The organism is Xenorhabdus sp. KJ12.1 (assembly GCF_963876495.1).
Classification (GTDB): Bacteria; Pseudomonadota; Gammaproteobacteria; order Enterobacterales; family Enterobacteriaceae; genus Xenorhabdus; species Xenorhabdus stockiae.
The window spans coordinates 13111-36406 of the sequence record NZ_CAWNQH010000081.1 but is presented as its reverse complement, the minus strand read 5'-3'; the positions used below and the strand labels follow the sequence as shown (position 1 = coordinate 36406).

13 protein-coding genes are annotated in these 23296 nt (G+C 40.7%); 7 read left to right on the top strand and 6 right to left on the bottom strand.

All coding sequences use genetic code 11. The features are described 5' to 3' along the window. The 5 genes from AACS92_RS14380 to AACS92_RS14360 form a co-directional block, all read left to right on the top strand. A partial coding sequence (locus AACS92_RS14380) for an autotransporter outer membrane beta-barrel domain-containing protein (RefSeq protein ID WP_153044791.1) occupies positions 1–556 on the top strand: 556 nt, incomplete at its 5' end. A gap of 722 nt (positions 557–1278) precedes the next feature. Further along, positions 1279–4272: an autotransporter serine protease gene (locus AACS92_RS14375; protein ID WP_099111642.1), complete on the top strand. Its 2994-nt coding sequence runs from the start codon at positions 1279–1281 to the stop codon at positions 4270–4272. A 186-nt stretch (positions 4273–4458) separates the two neighbouring features. Beyond that, the gene (locus AACS92_RS14370) at positions 4459–5940 is read left to right on the top strand and encodes a trypsin-like serine peptidase (protein WP_099111641.1); all 1482 of its coding nucleotides are present in this window, start codon (positions 4459–4461) and stop codon (positions 5938–5940) included. Between the two features lie 192 nt (positions 5941–6132). Beyond that, positions 6133–7338: an MFS transporter gene (locus AACS92_RS14365; RefSeq protein WP_099111640.1), complete on the top strand. Its 1206-nt coding sequence runs from the start codon at positions 6133–6135 to the stop codon at positions 7336–7338. A 50-nt stretch (positions 7339–7388) separates the two neighbouring features. Next, positions 7389–8168, top strand: a complete 780-nt coding sequence (locus tag AACS92_RS14360; protein WP_169926569.1) for a class I SAM-dependent methyltransferase — start codon at positions 7389–7391, stop codon at positions 8166–8168. Between the two features lie 102 nt (positions 8169–8270). Here the strand turns inward: AACS92_RS14360 and AACS92_RS14355 are convergent, their stop codons facing one another. The 4 genes from AACS92_RS14355 to AACS92_RS14340 form a co-directional block, all read right to left on the bottom strand. Beyond that, positions 8271–9269, bottom strand: a complete 999-nt coding sequence (locus tag AACS92_RS14355) for a hypothetical protein (protein WP_099111638.1) — start codon at positions 9267–9269, stop codon at positions 8271–8273. Further along, a complete protein-coding gene (locus tag AACS92_RS14350) occupies positions 9259–10116 on the bottom strand; it encodes a TauD/TfdA dioxygenase family protein (protein WP_099111637.1) in 858 nt (285 codons plus the stop codon). The genes AACS92_RS14355 and AACS92_RS14350 overlap by 11 nt, the downstream gene beginning before the upstream one ends. Before the next feature lie 989 nt (positions 10117–11105). Continuing rightward, entirely contained in the window at positions 11106–13070 is a 1965-nt protein-coding gene (locus AACS92_RS14345) for a pyridoxal phosphate-dependent decarboxylase family protein (protein WP_099111636.1), read from the bottom strand. Positions 13071–13377: 307 nt separating this feature from the next. Next, positions 13378–14274: a dimethyl sulfoxide reductase anchor subunit family protein gene (locus AACS92_RS14340; protein WP_099111635.1), complete on the bottom strand. Its 897-nt coding sequence runs from the start codon at positions 14272–14274 to the stop codon at positions 13378–13380. A gap of 366 nt (positions 14275–14640) precedes the next feature. Here AACS92_RS14340 and AACS92_RS14335 point away from each other — a divergent pair, with 366 nt between their 5' ends. Together AACS92_RS14335 and uspE are read left to right on the top strand one after the other, a co-directional pair. After that, the gene (locus tag AACS92_RS14335) at positions 14641–15396 is read left to right on the top strand and encodes an FNR family transcription factor (protein WP_099111633.1); all 756 of its coding nucleotides are present in this window, start codon (positions 14641–14643) and stop codon (positions 15394–15396) included. Between the two features lie 124 nt (positions 15397–15520). Next, positions 15521–16465 (top strand): universal stress protein UspE, encoded by a 945-nt coding sequence (gene uspE, locus AACS92_RS14330; RefSeq protein ID WP_099111632.1) that lies wholly within the window; start codon positions 15521–15523, stop codon positions 16463–16465. Between the two features lie 70 nt (positions 16466–16535). Here uspE and AACS92_RS14325 read toward each other — a convergent pair whose 3' ends face one another. Further along, positions 16536–17534, bottom strand: a complete 999-nt coding sequence (locus AACS92_RS14325) for a tyrosine-type recombinase/integrase (RefSeq protein WP_099111631.1) — start codon at positions 17532–17534, stop codon at positions 16536–16538. A gap of 590 nt (positions 17535–18124) precedes the next feature. Then, positions 18125–23251, bottom strand: coding sequence for a type I polyketide synthase (locus AACS92_RS14320; protein WP_193756993.1), 5127 nt, complete (start codon positions 23249–23251; stop codon positions 18125–18127). Between the last annotated feature and the right edge of the window lie 45 nt (positions 23252–23296).

Here is a 23296-nt window from a genome sequence, read left to right as displayed (position 1 = left end):
TAGCTGGCACCGGTTTGATACCGAGCGTTCAGTGGCCTTCGGTCGTCAATCGGACAATCTGAAAGCCAAATACGGTGCGCAAACCGGGCAGTTATTTGCCGAAGCCGCTTACGGGGTCAACCCGGACTGGCTGAATCTGGAGCCTTTCGCCAATCTGTCCCATGTTAATTTCCGCAACGATGGCATCAATGAAAAAGGCGGTGCTGCTGCCCTGACCGGTAAAAAACAATCGAAGAATGCCACACTCTCGACATTAGGTTTGCGTGTGAACCAGAACTGGCAGACGCAGGATCAACTGACTGTCGGCATGTATGGCGAATTAGGCTGGCAACATCAGTTCGGTAATGTCGCACGTGATAGTCAATTGAGTTTCAGCAACAGCGATGTGTCATTTACGGTTAACAGCGTCTCCGCTGCGCGTGATGCGGCAGTCATTAAAGCCGGGACTTCTCTGAGCATTAATGAAAATACTCAATTATCAGTGGGATATAACGGTGTCTTATCACGTGGTCACAAAGATAACGGCGTATTCTTAAATGCCAACTGGAAATTCTAGCCAATAAAAATTATTTAAATCAACAAACTCACTGCTGGTGATGGCTGGCAGTGAGTTTTTATTTTTTCTTTCATGTCTTCTTTCACAGCAGTACATACATTTAAGAAGAATGCATTTTAGAGGGAGTGAATTTCGGTAAGCTGATTGTGAAAATTAGCTAAAATATTTATCGTTTAAGAACATTCTCAATTCCTGAAAAATAAACTGACCTTATCAATTCTAGGTCTAATATAAATAATATGGATAAAATATCGGATAATGTTTTATCCATTTTTATTTGTGAAAATAATTTCTATTTGATAACTCATGGAAACATTAACCGCATAAACAAAAAAAATAGAAATTAAATCAGTTTGAAGTATTTTTTTATTTTAAGAAGAAAAGTTTACATGACAATGCAACATACTGATTAAATTAAACTAATTCCATATGGTCAAAATGAAAAAACCATTAAGATCATAGGCTTTAAGTTAAATTATTCCTTGCTTTTAGCTTTTACTTATTATTTTATAATAGGCCACTGGCAGGAAATTAATATTACTCACAGAGTATTAATCACCATTATCAGAACTACTCCCGAAATGATAGCTCATTTCTATGACAAACTGATGTCGCCAGAAACATATAGTTTTAAATCAGATTTTATTATAAATATTTTTGAGTGATTATTTATCAACCAGTCATTCAAAATAATTCACTATATGAGAAACAGGCTTATTGCTATGAAAAAAAACAATTCCGTAAAACCTATTGTTTTGTGGATATCATTTTTATGTGGACTTTTACCTACTACCGCATCAATGGCTGATAACAGATATCAGGAACAGGGTCAGCTAAATTCACCAGATAGTTGGTTATCGAATGAGTTTAAACACCAGTGGGGATTAACGGCTATTGGGGCGCATTATGCTTATGCTCGTGGTTATACGGGTAAAGGGATTAATGTGGGCGTTCTGGATGAAACTGTGACTCATCATGCTGAATTTGCAAATAAACTTAAAGTATTAAGTCCCGAAGATCCAGTGAACTATAATGTAGACGAAGATTCTGGCAATATCACTTTCGGCGCCCATGGGAATCATGTCTCAGGTATTATTGCGGCAAACCGAGACGGCAAGGAGATGCATGGAGTCGCATTTGATGCTGGCTTGATTACAGGTAAGTTTTTAAATAATTACTACAACAGAACAGAAGCGATGATCCAAAGTGATGCTCGGATTATCAACAATAGTTGGGGAGTCCGTCCTCAACGTAATCGAGATGCAAACGGTAATCCAATAAAGCGACCAGATGGCACGTGGGATTATAAAAAAGTTACACTGGAAAATATCCGTGAAGGTGTTGAACCAATTAAAGAGTTATTGGATTATGTAAGCCGTTATCCAATACCAGAAGAAGATTATCCATTCTCCGGTCTCATCAGAAGTGCATCCTTACTTCGTACTGCCCGACATGATAAGTTAATTGTTTTTGCTGCCGGAAATTCAAATAACTATAACGTTACTGGATTAGATGCAGGTATGCCGTTTTTCTTCCCTGACGTATTAAAGAATTATCTCAGTGTTGCTAATCTGACTCAGGAAAATATTCTAGCTCTATCATCAACTATTTGTGGATATACTGCCAGTTATTGTTTATCCGCACCGGGCACAGGCATTTACAGTAGCACAGGTAAGTTCGTTGATGAAATCAACAAAGATGTTCTAAATAAAGACGAGCTTAAAGTTGAAATCGCCCCTTCCTATGATAGCTATGATGGCACATCAATGGCAGCACCGCATGTCGCTGGTGCTGCAGCTGTTCTGATGCAACGCTTCCCTTATATGACTGCAGCTCAAATTTCTGATGTTCTCAAAACCACAGCAACAGACTTGGGTGAAAAAGGAATCGACGCACGCTATGGCTGGGGATTATTGAATCTGAAAGATGCCATTAATGGCCCGAAAATGTTTATCACTAAGGACGATATTCCGGCTGAATTTTATATTCCGGGGTCCTATGAGGATACGCAGTTTGTCGCGAATATCGTCGGTATTGGCGGTGTAGTAGAAAAAGGTACGACGGTAGAACGCACATGTGACAGCATCGAATGTGACTATGACTACTGGAGTAATGATATTTCCGGTCACGGCGGGTTAACCAAAACCGGCAAAGGTATGCTTGAACTGACCGGTAAAAATAGCACCTATAAAGGCCCGACAATAGTAGAACAAGGTCAGTTAAAGATTAGTGGTGGCATCACTTCTGAGGTTACTGTACAGAATGGGGCTTCACTAAGCGGAAACGGTACTACTGGTTCACTCACGTTCGAGGAAAACTCACACTATCTGGTTAATATTGCCAGAAATACCCAAGTGTTAATTGATCGAATTTCAAGCCGTGGTTCAGCGAAGTTAAGAGGTGGCTCGGTACAAGTCTGGTTAGAAAATAATAGCAATCTACTCGCAAAAAAAGAAGTTGGCAGTCTGCTTGAACCACATAATATCTTACAGACAAGCGGCGAAGTCACTGGTAAATTTTCGACTGTAACCATAGCACCGAACTATGTGTTCATTGATAATCAGCTGAAGCTTAGTTACCTTCCTGATCGTGTCATGCTGAATATCAACCGTAACGCCACCCCATTTGCCCGTGTGGCGAAAACCGCCAATGAGCGTGCCATCGCCAATGCGGCGGATAAATTACATCAGGGGCATCCGGTTTATGAAAGTATCCTGATGTCGGATACGGCGGCACTGGCAGGCAAAGCATTTCAACAACTGTCTTCCGGCCAGATCCATGCTGATATTGCGTCTGCACAAATCAATGGCAGCCGTTATCTGCGTGATACTCTGAATACGCGTTTACGTCAGGCAAATGGTGGATTAGCCAATCAGGAGATCAAGGCTGACCAAAATGGTGTCTGGGCACAGATCAGCAGTAACTGGCAACGTGCTAATAATAGCAGTGAAGCCAACGGTTATCGCATGTCTAACTACGGCGTATTTCTGGGCGCAGACCGGGAAGTAGATAATGACCTGCGTCTCGGTATGGCCACCGGTTTCACCCGCTCTTCCCTGCGTGGCGGTGATAATACTTCCGCAGGCAGTGATAACGTCCATCTGGCTTTTTATGGCAGCAAGCAACTGGATGCTTTAGCCTTACGTACCGGTGTAGCCTATAGCTGGCACCGGTTTGATACCGAGCGTTCAGTGGCTTTCGGTAGCCAATCTGACAACCTGAAAGCCAAATATGGTGCGCAAACCGGGCAGTTATTTGCGGAAGCCGCTTACGGAGTCAACCCAGACTGGCTGAATCTGGAGCCTTTCGCAAATCTGTCCCATGTTAATTTCCGCAACGATGGTATCAATGAACAAGGCGGTGCCGCGGCCCTGACCGGTAAAAAACAATCGAAGAATGCCACACTCTCGACATTAGGTTTGCGTGTGAACCAGAACTGGCAAACGCAGGATCAGCTGACGGTCGGCATGTATGGTGAATTAGGCTGGCAACATCAGTTCGGTAATGTTACACGTGACAGTCAATTGAGTTTCAGTAACAGCGATGTGTCATTTACGGTCAACAGCGTCTCCGCTGCGCGTGATGCGGCGGTCATGAAAGTCGGCACTTCCCTGAGCATTAATGAAAATACTCAATTGTCAGTGGGATATAACGGCATATTATCAAGCAGCCATAAGGATAATGGTGTGTTCTTTAATGCTAATTGGAAATTCTAGTCAATAAAAATCATTGTAAATCAACAGACTCACTGGTGGTGATAGCTGGCAGTGAGTTTTTCTTTTATTTATTTCTCATTTACCGGATTTGTATACGCAAGGACACAAGACAGTTAAATAGAACTTATTAATGTTAATCCTGATAATAGCCTCCGAGTCATCGACATAACCTAAAGGAGGAAAATTATGACTTATCGTAAAGCTCTATTGGCTAGTTTAATTTCTATCGCAGCGTGCTCAAATGCTTTGGCTAATGAAGCACCATTAATGAAATCTACTGATCCTGGTGCTGATAAATTCAAAACCGTCGGTAAATTTATGGGTGGTTCGCATTGTACCGCAACCCTGATTGCTGGCGAAAATACACCGGCTAAAGATACACCAGCGCTAATCGTAACCGCAGGTCACTGTGTTGAAAATAGCAGCAATACAAATGAGGTCATTGTTGATCAACCAGCATCTGAATACTGGGAGTTTACACCAGATTATTTCATTGATAAAAAAGACAGCCTCTCACCAATAAAGGTTGACCGTATTTTATACTCAACTATGAAATATGAAGATATCGCTGTCTTACAATTGAAAGCAACTTATGGTGATTTAGCTCAAAAAGGCTATCATCCACTGAAGCTGAAGAAAAACCTTGCGATGGAACATCAGCCTATCGTGTTAACCCACATTCCTGTCAATAATGTTGACTATGATTCCACTTATCTTAGGAAATCTGAATGTGATATTACCGGAAAAGCGCCTGTACTCTATGAAAGCTCTATTCCATGGCTGTGGTCCCCGGTTTTCTCTGTTAACTGTGCGGGTGTCGTTGGCGGAACGTCTGGCTCCCCTGTTTTTGAAAAAGGGAAAACAGATGTTATCGGTATTCTGAACACGACTACCGAACCAGGCATGAATGGTTGCGGAAGTGGCAGACCGTGTACGATTGAAGACAATAAAGGTGTTTCGACAGAAGGCGCAAGCTATTTTATTCCTGTCGATTCTATTGCTAATGCAATAACCAAAGATAATAAACTGGATCTGTCTAAACTTGAAAATAATAGCGGTAATTTCTTAGAAAGAAGCCCATTTTGGTCACCTTGGGTTACTCAAAGTGTTGTTGATGGTGAGAAAGCAAAATGGGATGTGGTGATTAAAGAAGGTGCTGATGTCAAAAATATCCGCTATAAAGTCGGATTAATCAGTGAAACTGACTGTAAAGATGCAACCGGATATGGCGCTCCAATTTCTGCCAGCCAGAAACCACTGGAAAACCTGCTGGTACCTGAAGGCGAAGGTATCTATAAACTCTGTGCTATTCATCAGAATAATTCTGGTAAGTGGCAGAACGCAAAAGATGCATCTGTGATGTTGCGGGAAATTGATGATACTCCACCATCCACTAAGCCAACTATTCGTTATGATGACCACGGGACTGGTAATTGGTTTGTAACGATTGAAGCTCAGCCATATGAACTTTCAGGGATGGCACAAGTGAAATACGGCCCTAAAGCAACAACGGATTGTGAAGATAAATCAGGTTATGGTCCTTTATGGAGACCTGTCAATCTGGCTAAATCTGAAGCACCATGGCGTGTTTGTGCATTCAGCCACGATGTAGCAAAAAATGAAAGTCCGATTAGCGTACTTGATCTTGAAGCAGCCTCTGCTAAATAAGTAATAATAACCAACCTCACTGCCGGCAATCGCTGGCAGTGAATCTGAACTCACTCACCTGAATACCTGCGTTACCTAAACTCTCCCCTATCCATCCGTATCTATTTTTCCATACGAAGCACATTAGCTTAAAAATCCATCACTCGTTCACCTTTCCCTACACAATCTATTTTTTACTAAGGAGACTTTAATATGTCACCACGTATGGTATCGCCTGTCGTTTCACCATTTATTTTACTGATATTTTCATGCGCTGTATTTTTCATCGGTACAACAGAATTTATGTTAGCTCCTATACTCCAACCATTAGCTGAGGCATTTAACACAACAACCGATAAAGCTGCTTGGTTGGTATCTGGTTATGCTTTCTCTTATTCACTTATGGCACCCATTTTTGGTTGGTTGTCAGATAGGATAAACCGGCCTAAATTGTTGCTGGCATCTTTATTATTTCTTTCACTGGATGGGCTGCTATTAACTATAGCGCCCAATTTAGGCGTTGCTATTGGACTGCGTATCTTTGGTGGTATCGCAGCGGCTGCATTGATTCCAACAATTTTTGCTTTGATTGCAGAGATTTTTCCCCTTCACAAACAAACTTCAGCAATGGGGATTGTTATGCTCGGCATGACGATAGGAATTGTTACTGGCCCTGTCTTTGCTGGTGTTTTAACTGAGATATTTAATTGGCAGATGCCATTCTTGATCAGTGCAGCAGGGTGTTTTTTACTCTGCATTTTAAGCCAAAAACACGTATTACACCTAAAGTACAATGCTCCTCAACCTTCAGAAAAAGAAAAAATAAAACTCCAGTCGGTAAAGTTTCAATGGATATTTCAGGGCTATTTAATCCGCCCTCTTATCGCAAAAGGACTTTGGAATGGCACGGCAGTATCTGCTTTTATCTTATCTGGGGAAGTATTGCGGCGTTATTATGATTTAGCAACGGACACTATTGGTATATCTGTATCCGTATTTGGTATCGGACTTGGCATTGGCAATTTATCCATAACTTTTGTGAAGCGTAGAGGTATACGGGATGAATACATACTACTGTTGGCAATAACCTTACTTTTCACATCTTGTACGGTATTTATGCTAATTCCATTATCCCTGTTTTTCAGCCTGAGTTGTCTAATGTTATGGGGTTATGCGCAAGGGCTTGCAGCCCCTGTTAGTACCTCTATTCTGGCAAATCGAGCCAAACAGAATAAAGGCCAGATATTAGCAGTATCAGAAAGCTTCAATAACCTGACAATTTTATTCTTACTCCCTATTGCGACTGTGCAGTTAACTCAACATAGTATTGTCGCTACGATGATCACATTGGGAAGTTGTCTGATTGCGGGAATTGGACTGACATTAAAAGATTTATTAGTGACACCGTCACTTAATTGAGGCCGAAGTTTGAAATTCATTTAGTAAATCCATTAATGAAGGAAACTCAAATGGCAATTGATTTTAATGCAAAAGAGAACCGGCATACTTATCTTGGACGCGATGCACAACAGGAATGGTACGATATAATTCATAGTTTGACTGAGCCTAAAGGTAAAGATATCGCAGATATTGGCTGTGGCGGCGGGATTTACTCTCGGGCATGGGCTAATTTAGGAGCAAAGAGCGTCACTTGTGTTGATTTTTCAGATCAAATGTTGGCTGATGCGGCTGAGAATACTCAGGAGTTGAAAAATATCACCCTCAAAAAAGGAAATGCTCTCCATACCGGCCTTCCCGCAAACAGTCAGGATATTATATTCGAGCGTGCACTTATTCATCATATCAGCGAAGAAGACAGAGTAATTTGTTTTGGCGAAGCCAATCGTTTATTGCGATCAGGGGGTATGTATATTTTACAGGATCGAACTGTTCAGGATATTAACCTGCCCGGCTCACCTGAACACATTCGTGGTTATATTTTTGAAGTTTATCCACATTTACGCGACTTTGAAAACCAGCGGAGACCTGATACCGACAATGTGATTAATGGGTTTAAGGAAGTCGGATTTAGGCATGTAAACACGCTTTCTTTTTTAGAAAAACGCACTACGTATAATAATTTTTCACAATTAGCGAACGATTTTCGATTACGAAAAGGACGTTCTATTTTGCATGAACTGAGTGATAAAGAAATAGCTTACCTTATTGATTATATAGAGAACTCCCTTCCCTCTTTAACCAATATTGTTGAAAATGATTATTGGACTATTTGGACCGGAATTAAATAAATAACATATATATGTTACTAAAAACTCAGTCTCGACTTTGTCAATTAAACTATTTCGCCACTAATCAAAAAGATAAAGCGAGACTGAGGTAAGTTTTATTAATTAAGTGTTTTGGGCACAACGGCGTGTATCAGATACACCACACATTTTGGGACTGGCTAAAGGTGAGGATGAAGAAATGACTTCTTGATTGGTTTTAACCGGATCGATAAATAATTTATTAATATCATCTAGTTTTAAATTAGATAGGTGACTGTTATTAATTCCTTGGTAGTTTTCTGGGATTGTTGTTGTTGTGGGAAAAATAAGTTTATCAGGATATAAACGACCGCTCCAAAATTCATCACCTTTTTCTAATGGCCTAGTCATTCTCTGATCTATTAACTCAGAAATCTTTGCATCATATGGAAACCGCAGGCTATTTTCGGCTGCTGGATAATCATGTTTCACCATCCAGTTGACAATATTTTCCTGACGTTCCATTAAAGTAATATCTTTAAAAAAACCAGTTAGCACAATAGGAACAGTAATACCTCCAGCATTTCGATACTGTTCAATAAATTCAAGCCGTTTCTTTAATTGCTCATTTGTATCCAGTGCACTCACCGAAACTCTCATTTCTGCTCTGACAGCGACTAAGCGCTGCATAATATTATCGTGAATACTCCTGAAAGCCTTAGTAATAAAAATCATCAGTAAATTAGCATCTCTAGCCAGTTCAGCAATGCGGGTTGAAAGGGACCAGTTCCACGAAGGATCGCTATTCCATCCACAGCGGATATATTTCTGTGTATCAGGAAGTGAACGTAAATCAGAATTAAAAATATCTTCGTCTAAATAGTTATCTACTCTCTTACCAAAATCAATGCCATTTCTCCAACTGGAGATAGCAGCAAAACACATTCCATAACAAGCCATATTTTCTGGTAAACAACCAGTTACAACATCAGAAGTTAAACTATCGAACGGTAAACCTCCTGTAATACCAGCCCTAATCAGCATTGCTTTTGCAGGTTTAAGAACAGCATTTTGAGTGTACCCTCTGTTGCTATCTTTAACCAGCTGCTTAATGAAACTTTCATTTTCTTTCTTAATATACATAACTATTTTCCTCGATTTTTCTACCAGGTATTTTGGGCTGGTAGCACTCATCGGGATAAATTTTTAATGCCTTAATAAACCTATCACCATTAAAACATTCACGGCGATGTAATAGTTGGCTGTTGTCATATAAAATAAGGTCTCCCTCTGACCATATATGTGAATAAATATTTTCAGCAGATAAAATCCTTTCTAGAACAGTTTGTTTTATTTTTCCCGATTGAGGTAATTTTTCACTATTATCAATAAATTCAATGGTATTTTCACTTACGTATATATACTCCCTTTCTGTCTTCTCGTTTTTAATTATTACAGGATGCGCTACTGTAATATGAGGAGCATTATCATGAGAAGCTGCGGGTTGTCTGGTTGACCAAAGTTTATTTAATACTGAAACTTCATCAGTAGAAAAACCCAGATAATCAATAGATGTTGATGCAAAAGAGGTATTACCACCATTACATTTTGTAACAACACCATAAAGAATGCTGACAGAAGCAGGATTAACCCGAAATTCTTGATCAGAATGCCAGTAATCAGTATCACTACCTGAGAAACCTAATGGACTTCCACTCTTATCATTCAGGTTTGTTAGATAAGCAATATGTTTTCTATGATCAGATAAAGAAATTTTTCTGGCTGGCTGTTCTAATTTCCCATTTCCTATTTCGCGAGCTAAATTAACAAGTGATTCATCATCCATCCTTTGATTATTAAAAATTAGCAAACCAAAAATAGAAAGGTATTCTTTTATTTTTCTATAATCTCTGGAAGATAATTTAGAAATATCATCACAATAAACATACGCACCATAATGCTTTTTAATGGGCTTTATTCCTAATGTCATATAATAATCTCATGCTATATTAGTGAATATAAAATCAGATAACCAATTAGATAATCACATTAATTAAAAAAACCAAGGTTAATTAACAATAACCCAGTTTATGACAATAACCCCTATTCTAACAATTCAGATAACGTGCTTTTAATTTAAGCCTTCAAATTTAACGTTCAATAAAAACAATTTATTTTTTTGATGTTCGTCACAAAAAATAAAAAATAATCTTTAATAAAAACAAATAATTAGGTAATTGAATGAAAAGATTAAATATTAATTTTTATATGAAATATTACTCAACACGCTAAGTTTTCGGCTTTTTTAATACACATATTGCATCTTTCTAAGTTAACTTATTGCTTTTAAATGGTTATTATTATTTTTCTTAATTTTGTTTTTTTATGAAAAAACCAATCTTATTTGTTAACATTTTGTTAAATAACAGAAAATTAATTTTTGAAATAAATTCTAATAAAATTAAGTGATTAAATTTAATTAATATACATAAATTGGATGTAGTTATATGATTTATATACTTAATTTTTTTGTTATTAATATATAAAAATTTATTACCATAAAGTAATAATCATTATTACCCTGTCAATATCGTGTTAAAAAACATTTAACAAAAACAGCTATCTGGATCACAATAATTTAGCACAATAAATAAAAACCAGAATTAGTGGTTATTTTGTACCAAAGACTCAATACTGGTTTTTTTTTGATTTTTATGATTAAAAATCAATATATTAAATTATGAAAAAGTAAGGTTTTAATAGTGAAATAGCAGTATATTTCAGTGATATAACAAATCTATCGAACTATCTCTAACTGACAAAGGATATATACACAATGGATTTCAAGTTGCCCCTTTGTTGGCTCTGCTCACATATCCTGTCATAGAAGACCCGACTTTGACCGGGTCAACTGAGTTTGCAGTGTCCTCACTTCTGAGATACAACTTGAAATTTTACTGGGTATATTCTCTTCCCGTATCAGCTAAGAAATGAAATGTTGAAATCTGATTTTTGATATAATGATTTTTCTTGTTCATCAACAAGCTGAGTTAATTTTTTCACAAAAATGGATTTTAATTGCTCCCAATATTCTTCGAAGTGTTCCTGATCACGTAAACAATGTGTCATTACTGCTGCCCGTAATACATATATATGATGTATTTTTTCCCATTCGCTCTGGCTAAAACCACATTGTTCAGCATAATGCTGGGGAGTATCTCCGTAATCTTTATAACCCAACATTGTCGATGATGTGATGAAATCGTTGGTATAAGCACGCTCGGTGGAATATGAACAGAGTTCATAGATCCGTTTGTTGAGAGCATTGTGATTCATCAGGCTATTATTTCCGATTTCCTTAAAAGAAAAGTTAATCATATGAAAATCAGGAGATGGCATGATATGTGTTTCAAATTGGTATTTTCCAACCTTTATCGGTTGCATACTCTTTATGTTATTTAATAACCAATTTGCTGTGACGATCCCTGCTGCGATGACTTTGCCATATCCACTGATATTCAGAGGCAATAGCCTATGAGCTGCCCATAATGCAGCGGCCGTCGCCCCTGATTTTGAGCCTTCCATAATGGAAGAACCTAATATATTCCTATTATTGTTTGATAAGTTATTGACTGATGGATCGCTTTGAGGGGAACCATCCTGAAAAACATAAGCTGCACGAGAGGAAATCAAGTCAAGAATTCGCTTGTCCTTCATACAGATAGCCCCTGCAGAATATTGGATGAAACCTATTTTATGGGGATCAATGGTAATTGAATCAACATGTCTCAATGCTTTGAAACTCCGGTAGACTGCCGGTTTAGGCCAAATAATATTTTCAGGCGTCAGACCAAGTTCCTGATGCTTCTTAACCAACTCATCATATTCCATAAATTTCCCCTGCTCATCCAGCAGCAAAGAGCAGGCATATCCGGCATAGGCAGCATCAACATGAATATAAAATGATGCGCCATAACGTTCTTCACACTCTTTTCTTAACGTAATGACTTCATCAATACAATCAATAGCACCGACTTCTGTTGTCCCTACCATTGCAATCATAGCTAAAATGGCTTCTCCTTTCTCAATAAGGGAAAGTGTAATTTCGCGCATTTTGGCAACATCAGTCTGATACTCTGCATTCACAGGTAGAGGAATAATATTCTCCTGACCGATACCAAAGATATCCGCTGCTTTGACCCAGGAATAATGTTTCGATTGTGGAACAAGTAGCTTACCTATAACTTCCGGTTTAACTCCTGAACCACGGCACGTCAGATCACGGATTTCATTAAATATCCCCTGTTCTTTTAACTCACTGATCAAATCAAGCACTTCTGTCGTGGGCATATTCATTAACTGTTTTGGAGATTTGCGACTGAGCAAATTTTTAGTTTCAGGATGTTGAGAAATAGCAAAAGGTAGTGTTTTCAAATTTCTGGCAACCCAAAGTCCTTCGTAGTTTGCGACTGTACCGCCTGAAGTAATATGCCCCCAAGCTCGTTGTGGATCGTAGCCAAACATGCGGCAGAGATCTAAACCTGATTCGATCTCAAGTTCAGTGGTTGTTGGTGATACTTCATAAGAACAATTATTCGGGTTGTACATCATCGCCATGACATAAGCGAGGTTAGAAACCATCAGAGTATCAGCGTTGATATGACCAAGGTAACGGGGAGAAAAGAAAGGGATAGAGGAATTTTTTAGTTTTGCTGACAACTGATTAAGTATCCCTTCAGTTCGATACAGTGTTTCTCTGTAGTTATGCTCATAGCGATCAACAGATGTTACTAATGCCGCGTCTTCAGGGTGAAACCCCGAACGCCAGTGCATGTGTTCACTGACTGCATAATCTATCATTTCTTTGAAGAACACAGCATTCTCTGACTTTGGGCCTAAAAACAGAGCATCAATATTTAAGTTAGGATTAAATAGCTTAGGCATAATTACAATATCCTCACTGATTATTATTTTTTGTTATTTATTAAACATTCATTATATGAATCAAACTATGGATACAGATATAAAACATACGAGCGAAAACTTTAATAAGAAATTAACAAATACTTTGAATTTGTGCACGGGAACAAAGAAATGAATGAAAAAAGAGATCAGTAGCTGAAATTATCTACTTATATGACTTTATGGATAAAAGGTGTATTTCTGCACATAAAAATAAGTATTGGTGTTACATTTTTTATTGTGCAGAATGGAATAAATGGAGGGTATGCACTCATTAATTGAGTAATAATTAGACGTTACTCATTGCAAAGAAGATATATTGGTTAATTATTTCAGCCACCAGCATGATCATTGTTCCTGATAAGATGGGATAACTTGTGCGAATGAGTGTTTTATTTCTGCTTTTCCACAATGTATAGGCCCATATTGTCATGGCAAGAATATATAAACACCAAGTTATCATCCTGAATCCAAATGCGCTTTTCAGGTTAATTTCGGGTTGATGAGGAAAAATGATATTTTCAGTTTCACCATCAGTGACTGCCTCTACTAGCCACCCCATGTATGCCGGCTGTTCAATTAAGCGCGTCGTCACACTGATAAAGACAATGATTAGTGCTGCCATGAGCAATTTAGTCGGAATTTTTTCCCGCATGAACTGCTTGCCAGACTGACCAATAAGTGATAGTGACAGTGCCGGCCCCAGAGTAAAGACTGCACCATAAAACAGAAAATAAGTATTAACATTTGTCCAGGTAATTATGTCACTATTAGAATAAATATTGACCATGTAGTGAATATCAACTAATCCAATAACGCTAATTCCCGCCATAATATATGCATGGCTCTGCTTAGTAAGCAGGACAAAGAGCGTATATAAACTCAGAGTAATAAAATAGATAGCAGCCAGTGCTGTTTCTGTATTTATCCACTCCTGCATTATGTTATGTAATTGTAATAACTGATATACGCTGAATGGGTATCCTATGATATCCAAAGAAGAGATCAGCCCTATTCCGGCTAGAATACTGCTGATGACTAAAATTCTGCGAACAGGTACAGCTTCTGGTTTCTGCCCCGTTCCTGCTTTGCGATTAAAAAAATGAGTATAAAGTGCACTCATCAATACCAGACCAATAGAACTTTGCACTATCATTGTAAATGCAATCAACAGCCATTCACTCATGCTAATCCATCCATTTATTTGTAAAACCACCGTTATTACAACGTATTATATCTAATGGATTTCAAGATGCATCGCGGCTAAAAAAGAGTGTTCCGGGTGCATAGTCAGCAATTTGATTGAGTTCAGCCAACAAAATAGCAACTTGAAAGACCAATGGTATATATTATTAATGTAATTTACGTTTAATTGAAATGTTATATCGAGTATGCAAGATTTTACGCAAGTTATGCATGAATCGCAGCAAAATTTCATTTTTTTCTTCTTCGATAATAACTGTGAGTGATTAACATAAAAAGCAAGCTCTTATCAGAGCAACCGAAATATGTTAAATTGACAGGCATCAATAATTTCTAACGAGCGCTTCCTATGGTCCCGGAAAAACGTATTATCAGGCGAATTCAATCAGGTGGTTGTGCAATCCACTGTCAGGATTGCAGTATTAACCAACTATGCATTCCTTTCACTTTAAACGAACATGAACTCGATCAGCTTGATAATATTATTGAGCGTAAAAAACCAATCCAAAAAGGGCAAACACTTTTTAAAGCTGGTGATGCACTAAAATCGCTTTACGCTATCCGTTCTGGGACTATTAAAAGCTACACTATCACCGAAGAAGGTGACGAACAGATCACCGGGTTTCATCTTGCTGGTGATTTAGTCGGGTTCGATGCCATTATAAATACTGAACACCCCAGCTTTGCTCAGGCTCTGGAAACTTCAATGGTATGTGAAATCCCGTTTGAGACACTGGATGATCTTTCTGGAAAAATGCCAAATCTTCGCCAACAGATGATGCGTTTGATGAGTGGTGAAATCAAAGGTGATCAGGAAATGATCCTGTTGCTATCCAAAAAGAACGCAGAAGAAAGACTGGCCGCATTTGTTTATAATTTATCCCGTCGTTTTGCTCAACGCGGTTTTTCTCCCCGCGAATTCCGTCTGACCATGACCCGCGGTGATATTGGTAATTATCTCGGTTTGACCGTTGAAACAATCAGCCGCCTGCTTGGACGATTCCAGAAAAATGGTATTTTAAGCGTTAAAGGTAAGTATATCGCTGTCGAAAATATGGAAAAATTGACTGAACTTGCAGGCAAAGCCCATACAAATGTAACGTAGCGTTGTTTTAAAATTTAAGCCAGATCACTATATTTTACTGATCTGGCTGCCCTATCCCCTGTTATAGTTGTCTATAGTTTATCTTCCGTACAAAAATTACATCCAGCCTCTGCGAGGGATTAATATGGCAAACTATCAAAACCTCTTAGTTGCAATTGATCCGAATCAGGATGATCAGCCAGCGTTAAGACGCGCGGTATATATCGTGCAACGTAATGGTGGCCGGATTAAAGCTTTCTTACCTATTTATGATCTTTCATACGATATGACCACGTTACTTTCTCCTGAAGAAAGAAACGCTATGCGTAAAGGTGTTATTGGTCAACGAATCGCTTGGATAAAACAACAGGCGCACTACTATCTTGAATCCGGGATTGATATTGAAATCAAGGTAGTCTGGCATAATCGTTTTTATGAAGCGATTATTCAAGAAGTTATCTCCGGTAAGCATGATTTGTTATTAAAGATGGCACATCAACATTCCCTGCTGGAATCGATAATCTTTACGCCACTTGACTGGCATTTGTTGCGTAAATGCCCTTGCCCTGTCTGGATGGTAAAAGATCAGATATGGCCGGAGAAAGGTTCTGCTGTTGTTGCCGTCAATTTATCAAATGAAGAATCCTATCATAATGAACTTAATCTGAAGTTAGTTGATGAAACACAGGATCTTGCCAACAAAATTGTGAAAGAACCTTTGATTCATCTGGTCAGCGCCTACCCTGCGGCCCCTTTAAACATCGCAACAGAACTCCCTGACTTTGATCCTAATGTATATAACCGAGCATTACGTGGTCAGCATTTGGTCGCAATGAAAGAGCTAAGACAAAAATTTTGTATTCGTGAAGAGCAAACTCACGTTCAGGAAGGTTTACCGGAAAACGTCATTCCTGAAATTTGTGATGAACTCAATGCAGGAGTGGTCGTTTTAGGTATTCTTGGCCGTACTGGTTTATCTGCCGCATTTCTTGGTAATACTGCCGAACATGTGATTGGCCGATTGAAATGTGATTTGTTGGCAATTAAACCAGACGGCTTTGTTTGCCCGATTAATGTGGATGAAGAATAGACAACCCCGCCGCTTGCGGCGGGAAATGAGTTCCTGTGAAATATTATGCTCGTCTGGCTGATATAACTCGTCAGAAATTCAAATTTCTGGCTGCATTTCTCAAACGTTCATCTCCACGTCGATCATATTTTTGAGTTGTTGTGATGCTTGAGTGCCCCATCGCATCTTTGACTGTGACAATATCTTCACCATTATCCAGCATGGCTGAAGCAAAAGTTCTGCGTAGATCATGCGGAGCAAATTTTTCTATTCCGCTTTCAATTCTGCGATTTTCCAATATATGATAAATAGCCTGATCTGAAAGACGACTATCAGTCACATCATCATGACGCCGGATACGAGTAAATAATGGGCCGGCATGATCACCGCGGACTTCATCTATCCAACGATTTAATCGTCTCCATGTTCCTTCCGGCATATAAGACAAACGCTCTTTATTACCTTTTCCCATTACCCTTAATGCTTGCTCACGATAAATAATACTTTTCATATCTAATGAAACAATTTCTGATCGGCGCAGACCGCACCCCACCAAAACGCCAATAATAGCTGCATCACGTAAACCTTTTGTACTGATATCATCTTCACAGGCATAAAATAAATTTTTAATTTCATGTCGCTCAAGTGCCCGCCCTTTCGGTAAACGATTTCCCCTGACAGACCGTACTTGTTTGATGTGCTGAAAACTATCGGTATCAAGTTGTTTCATCGTCCATGCTTCTAAAGCAACACCTTTCAGAGCTGAAAGATAAGTATTAATTGTTGCCGGAGCTTTTCCGGAATCAGAGAGCATTTCCATTACAGCCTGTATATGATGTCGCCGCAAATCACTCCATAAACAATCCCGTACATTCTGATACCCCAACATTTTTGCCACAATATTAAGGAATGATTTCATTGTCTGCCGGCTTCGTTTTGATCCCAAACTGACAAGATAGGCAATAGCCGGATTGTCATATACCTGATTACCAGGTACCGATATTGACATGACCATTCCCTGATTTTTTTGCTCACCGGAAAGCACAATCAATGATTGTTTCTCTGTATTTTTTTCATCTTCATTGTGCATAAACTGTTCCCTGAACCCAATATTTATTGGTTGCTCTACGTAAAAAGTGGGGCTAATGACCCACACCATTTTATTGCTCGAACCTTACTTTTTCAAATGTATATTTTAATAAGTAGAAGAATAAAGAAGCAGGAATTAATGTAAGATTGTTGTGCAGGAACAATAAAGTTTGTACATAAGGAATAGATTATTACACATAACATTTTGATATTATTGATATAAAATTATCAAAAACTGCTAAATCAATGTTTGAATGAAATGTCTACTATAGCAACTAACTTTAAGATGCTTGGAATTAGAGTCTGGAAATTATCGGTCATCCGAGTAACCAACTCCATCTGGATAGCTTCAATTCCTTGCAAATTGAGTACTCGCATAATCTTAAGGTGGAGGCCACTCTGGCTGGTTCCCTTCCGTGTTTCATTCAATAATTGTAGTCAAGATAAAAATGGGATTTATATTCAATTAGATTAAAAAATCTTCCCGAATAGAACATTCGAGACACCGTAGTCCGATAAGTTTCCTATTGAAACCAAATCGCAACTACGTGTCTCTGAGTTAGCTATTCTTAAACAATTCGAAAGGTTTTCCTACTTCGTAATTGCCTTAACTTGCAATCGATATGTAATCAATGATGCAAGTTCAGCCAGCGGCTTATCACTTAACAACAATTCCAGCGGAATATCCAAACGTAATTGATTGTTGATTTTTTGTGCCAACATTAAACCATTCAATGAATCAATACCGTTGTTAGTCAAAGGTAGGTCGGGATGGAATACTTCTGTTGACGTCCCAACAATCTCACCACAAAAGGTTTGTAGCAAGCTAACGACATCATCCAGATCACTCACTGCAAGCGCCGCTTCTATGGGTAAAGTCTGAACCACATTTTCTTGCTGAACATCACGCAATAACGGTAGGTGACGCATCTGGCTGGACAGTAAATTTGACCAATTCGTCAAGAATGGCACCAGTTGCGGCTCAATCCGTGCAAACAAGCGCTCTAAAACAGCTAATCCCTCCTCTGAGCCAAATGGCTGTAAGCCACTATTTTCCAATATTGGCAGCGTTCGGCTATCCTGCAAAGCGATCCCCGCTTCCCATGGCCCCCAATTAAGGCTTAACGCAGGTAAACCTTGCTGACGCCGTAAACAGGCCAGACTATCCAACATAGCGTTAGCCGCTGCGTAAGATGCCATACCCGGTAAAGCCAATAATGCCCCCAACGAGGAAAACATAACAAAATGCTCTAAAGGTGCATCAGCCAACGCTTGATGCAATGTCCAGGCAGCTAATGCTTTAGTGGCAAATACTCTATCAAACGCCTCGGGGCTGAGTTCACGATATCCCTGATCTTCAACATGCGCAGCGCAATGAATCACCCCACGCAGCGGCTGGCTGGCTTGTTGTCGATACTCAGCCAAACAAATGCGGGTCCTTTCCACATCACCGAGATCAACCGGCAGATAATTAGCCTCTATCCCTTGTTGATGTAGCATTTCCAATAACTTTTGATCAGCCGCATCAAGGGCAAGGCGACGCCCAATCAATAACAAATGTTGAGCACCATGTTGTATCATCCAGGGAATCAATTGACGCCCAATATCACCAAAAGCACCAGTCAGCAGATAGCAGCCATCTGGACGAAAACGCACTGATGGTAGCGCGGGTATTTCAGGTAATGGCACAAGGCGTAGCACATAACGCTGGTCATGGCGCAGAGCTAATTGATCCTCGCCATCACCTATCAATAGCGCGTCCCACCATTTGGCTGGAGCCGTGATACTGTCAATATCCAGTAATCCACCCCATAATGCGGTTGCTTCTTGTTGACCAATAACTCGCATCATTCCCCATAATGCAGCGGCAAATGGATCGGGCTGATCCTGCTCGGTAATTTGATGAGCACATTGAGTCACTATCCACAAACGTGGTTTTATCGACCGTTCGGCCAGCGCTGCACACAAATGTATCAACGAATGATAAGCCATCCGCGGAGCCTGCAACGGCCAGAGGATCAGGAGCCTTTCGGTTTCAACAGGAAGAGTATCAACTAATTCTTGAATTTTCTGATAACTGTCAGGCAGACCAGAATACAACGAGGCACATCCACCACGGCGTTGCAACTCATCAACTAACTCTTCTGCCAGAGCGTTTTCACCCCCAAGGATAGCCCATTGCGTCACAGACTCTGTTGATGGCTGAGCGGGCAGTTTACGCCACTGTGGTTGGCCGACAACCAGATTGTGCAGTTTGGCAGACAAGCTGTTTTTTCTATTACCAACAAGCTGAACGCAAAACCCGCTGATCTGACAAAGCAACATACCGCTATCAGTATAGACGTCAATATCACCAATCCATTGTTGTTGCGTCTGCTTAGTATTTCGGGCATGGGCATGAACCCGACCTGACAATTTACCATTGATACGCAAATGCTGAATACTGACCGGGATACGGAACTCGTTGGCAGGAATTGGCGCGTGAACATCAGCAGACTGAATAGCCAACAATGATTGGAAGATGCCATCCAAAGCCGCTGGGTGAAAATTCATTCCCTCCGGTGCAGGTGGTAATTCAATCTCACAGATTGTTTCTTCTTTACCAACAAACGCATGGCGCAGAGTACAAAAAACACCACTATAACTGAAATGTAGATGTTGAAATGCCTGATACAACATCTCTTGGTTCCACATGCAAGGATAGCGATCACTTACCGCTAATGGAGGAATAGCACAAGCAGTAGCACCTGGTACAACAATGTTCACCTGTGCACTGGCTGCAAGTTGGTAATGTACACTCTCATCCAGATTACGGGTAATGTGTACTTGCACTTCCATTCGCTGGCGATCTAGCTGTGTCTTTAACCTGAATTCTATGCCTGGCTCTAGCAGTAAAGCCGATTGCAACACAATATTATCAAGCGCTAATCCAACGTCAGGAAAACAGATACGAGCCGCAGCCAACATGATTTCAATATAGCCCGCAGCCGGAAATATTGCATTTCCCATGACAACATGATCGAGTAACCAAGGCACTTGTTCTACAGCCAACTCAGCTTGCCAACTCTCGCTGCCCGGCTGAGCTTCGCCCAATAATACACCGCTCAATATACGTAATCGGCGGCGACGGCTAATCTCTGGTTCATGCCAATAAGATTGCTGATGCCAGGAGTAAGTGGGTAGATCAATTGGACAAGCGGTAGGCATCAGAGTCCGCCAGTCCGGTTCAATCCCAGCTTCAAACAGCTGCCCTAACAGTTGTGGCCAGTTCTGCCCTGAGCGACAAGCAAACACCTGTCCTCGATAAGGCTGGCTCCAATCCTTTAATCCTGCACTCAGTAGTGATTTAGGTGAAACTTCCAGAAAATGGTGGAAACCCGCTTTGAGCATGTTTTCTACCGCATCGTCAAAACGGAGTGACGAGACGACATTGTCAGCCCAATGCTCGGGACTCAACTTTCCATTAATCAACTCCCCGGTGACTGATGAAAACACTGGCAACAAAGGTTCTGCCGCGGGAACGGTTGCCGCATCCGCAGTCAACCCAGCCCTGATTGACTCTATATAATGGGAATGAGAAGCAATTCTATAATTGAGCCAACTACTGGCAATACGCTGCTGCTTTAAGCGCTCAGCAACAGCGGTTAATTCACTTATAGGCCCAGACAGTAAGCAACGATTGATACTATTACGCCCTGCTATCACCACGGCAGGCTCGGCACCGGGGGCAGACAAATGAGGCAATATCTGCTCAACTGTTGCCGCCACGATTAATAATCCGCCGCCTTTATTCAACACACGTTCCAGATAATGATAACGCTGATGTAACAGTGTCAGTGCCTGCGTCAGATCATAAATTCCCGCCAGATAACAAGCCGCCATTTCACCGGAACTATGACCAAGTAACGCCGCTGGTTTGAACCCCCACTTCTGCAACTGCGCAGCCATTGAGATTTGTACAGCAAACTGCATTGGCGGCTCTATCAGTTCATCGGCAGAGATCAATGCCGCATATAAGGAAGGTGCAGAAAATCCCGTCCAAATTGCCTCACAACGCTCGAATTGTTCAGTAAATTCGGGAAATTGCTGAAACCAAGCGATAGAGTCTTGCCAATCTTCACTGCCAATACCCGCAAATATCCAAGCCAGACGATCAACTTTTTTATTGTTATGCTCCGACGACACATTCAGATTAGTCAACCGCTGTCGCAACTGTTCTCGGTTACTGAATGCGATCCCCTTACGTAACGGAAAACAGTGGCGAGTCGTCGCCAAGCTATAGCACAAATCATCAAGGGCAATATCTGGCTGCTGTTGCAGCAAATCAGAAATGCTCTGAGCTTGTTGCTTCAGAGAAAACTCAGACTGCGCAGACAATGGCAGCATGAAAGCTTGCCCTTGCGTCGTTCGAAGTTGTACGGAAGATTCTGCATTATTACTTAACACCACATGGACATTCGTTCCGCCAAAACCAAAGGAATTCACCCCTGCTATTACTTTTCTTTCAGGCAATGGAGTTAACTGCTGTAGAACTTGCAATCCCAACTCAGTAAAACGAATGTGGCGGTTAGGCGGCTCGGCATGTAAATTGCCCGGTACCTGTCCTCGTTGTAAACACAATACCGCTTTAATTAATCCAGCAATGCCCGCCGCAGCTTCCGTATGACCAATTACGGATTTACACGCACCAATCAACAATGGGCGGTCTGTTGGTTCGGGCCGACAGACCAGCCCCAGTGCTTCTGCTTCTATCGGATCACCCACCCCAGTCCCAGTACCATGAGCCTCAATATAATCAATCTCTTCCGGGGAAATCCCCGCCTGAGCACAGGCCATCCGAATCACTCGTTGTTGTGCGGTGCTACTCGGCTGAGTAATCGTGGGAGTGCGACCATCTTGATTGGCAGCTGAACCGTGGATCACCGCCAAAACGGGATCGCCATCCTGTAAAGCTGCATTCAAAGGTTTCAGCAAAACAGCACCGACTCCTTCACTACGCACATAACCATCAGCGTTAGCTGAAAAGCTATGACAGCGGTTGGTTAATGATAGAAAACCAGTACGGCTTTCTACTATCGAAAAATCAGGCATCAACATTAACTGGCTGCCACCCGCTAGCGCCAGTTGTGATTCTCCGCGCCGCAAACTTTCACAAGCCAAATGGACCGCTAACAGGGACGATGAACAGGCGCTATCAATAGTCAAGGATGGTCCTTGAAAATCAAACGCATGGGATATCCGGTTTGACAACATGGTTCCCATTGCACCGGTTGAGGTATAACCGGTAGCCTGACGCAAATCAGTAAATTGCAGGTGCATATAATCATGAGTGAAAGCACCGATATAGACACCAACCGCCTGACCCGCCAACGATTTTGGCGCTATTCTCGCCCGTTCCAGCGTTTCCCATGTCACCTGCAACATCAAACGATGCTGTGGATCGATAAAAGGCGCTTCTGTATTACTGATATCAAACACCGCCGCATCGAAACCGGTAACATCAGTGATAAATCCGCCTTCTCGCGCCACCATTTTCCCTGGCAAATTGCGATCTCGGGAACTATAAGCCTGAGTTGACCAGCGTTCAGGGGGGACTGGAGTAATTGCGTCACTTGAACCACACAACAGCTGCCAGTATTCTTCTGGAGAGCTAACACCTCCCGGGAAACGGCAACTCATACCGATAATGGCAATCGGCATATTATCGCTTCTCATCATATTAATATCCATAATGGTATTCTTTGCTCCGATTAGTTGTTTGCC

Bases quoted from the DNA above. Each gene is read 5' to 3' on its own strand.
- AACS92_RS14360 (WP_169926569.1), top strand. From the start codon at position 7,389: ATGGCAATTGATTTTAATGCAAAAGAGAACCGGCATACTTATCTTGGA.
- AACS92_RS14370 (WP_099111641.1), top strand. From the start codon at position 4,459: ATGACTTATCGTAAAGCTCTATTGGCTAGTTTAATTTCTATCGCAGCG.
- uspE (WP_099111632.1), top strand. From the start codon at position 15,521: ATGGCAAACTATCAAAACCTCTTAGTTGCAATTGATCCGAATCAGGAT.
- AACS92_RS14325 (WP_099111631.1), bottom strand. From the start codon at position 17,534: ATGCACAATGAAGATGAAAAAAATACAGAGAAACAATCATTGATTGTG.
- AACS92_RS14350 (WP_099111637.1), bottom strand. From the start codon at position 10,116: ATGACATTAGGAATAAAGCCCATTAAAAAGCATTATGGTGCGTATGTT.
- AACS92_RS14345 (WP_099111636.1), bottom strand. From the start codon at position 13,070: ATGCCTAAGCTATTTAATCCTAACTTAAATATTGATGCTCTGTTTTTA.
- AACS92_RS14340 (WP_099111635.1), bottom strand. From the start codon at position 14,274: ATGAGTGAATGGCTGTTGATTGCATTTACAATGATAGTGCAAAGTTCT.
- AACS92_RS14355 (WP_099111638.1), bottom strand. From the start codon at position 9,269: ATGTATATTAAGAAAGAAAATGAAAGTTTCATTAAGCAGCTGGTTAAA.
- AACS92_RS14320 (WP_193756993.1), bottom strand. From the start codon at position 23,251: ATGATGAGAAGCGATAATATGCCGATTGCCATTATCGGTATGAGTTGC.
- AACS92_RS14335 (WP_099111633.1), top strand. From the start codon at position 14,641: ATGGTCCCGGAAAAACGTATTATCAGGCGAATTCAATCAGGTGGTTGT.
- AACS92_RS14375 (WP_099111642.1), top strand. From the start codon at position 1,279: ATGAAAAAAAACAATTCCGTAAAACCTATTGTTTTGTGGATATCATTT.
- AACS92_RS14365 (WP_099111640.1), top strand. From the start codon at position 6,133: ATGTCACCACGTATGGTATCGCCTGTCGTTTCACCATTTATTTTACTG.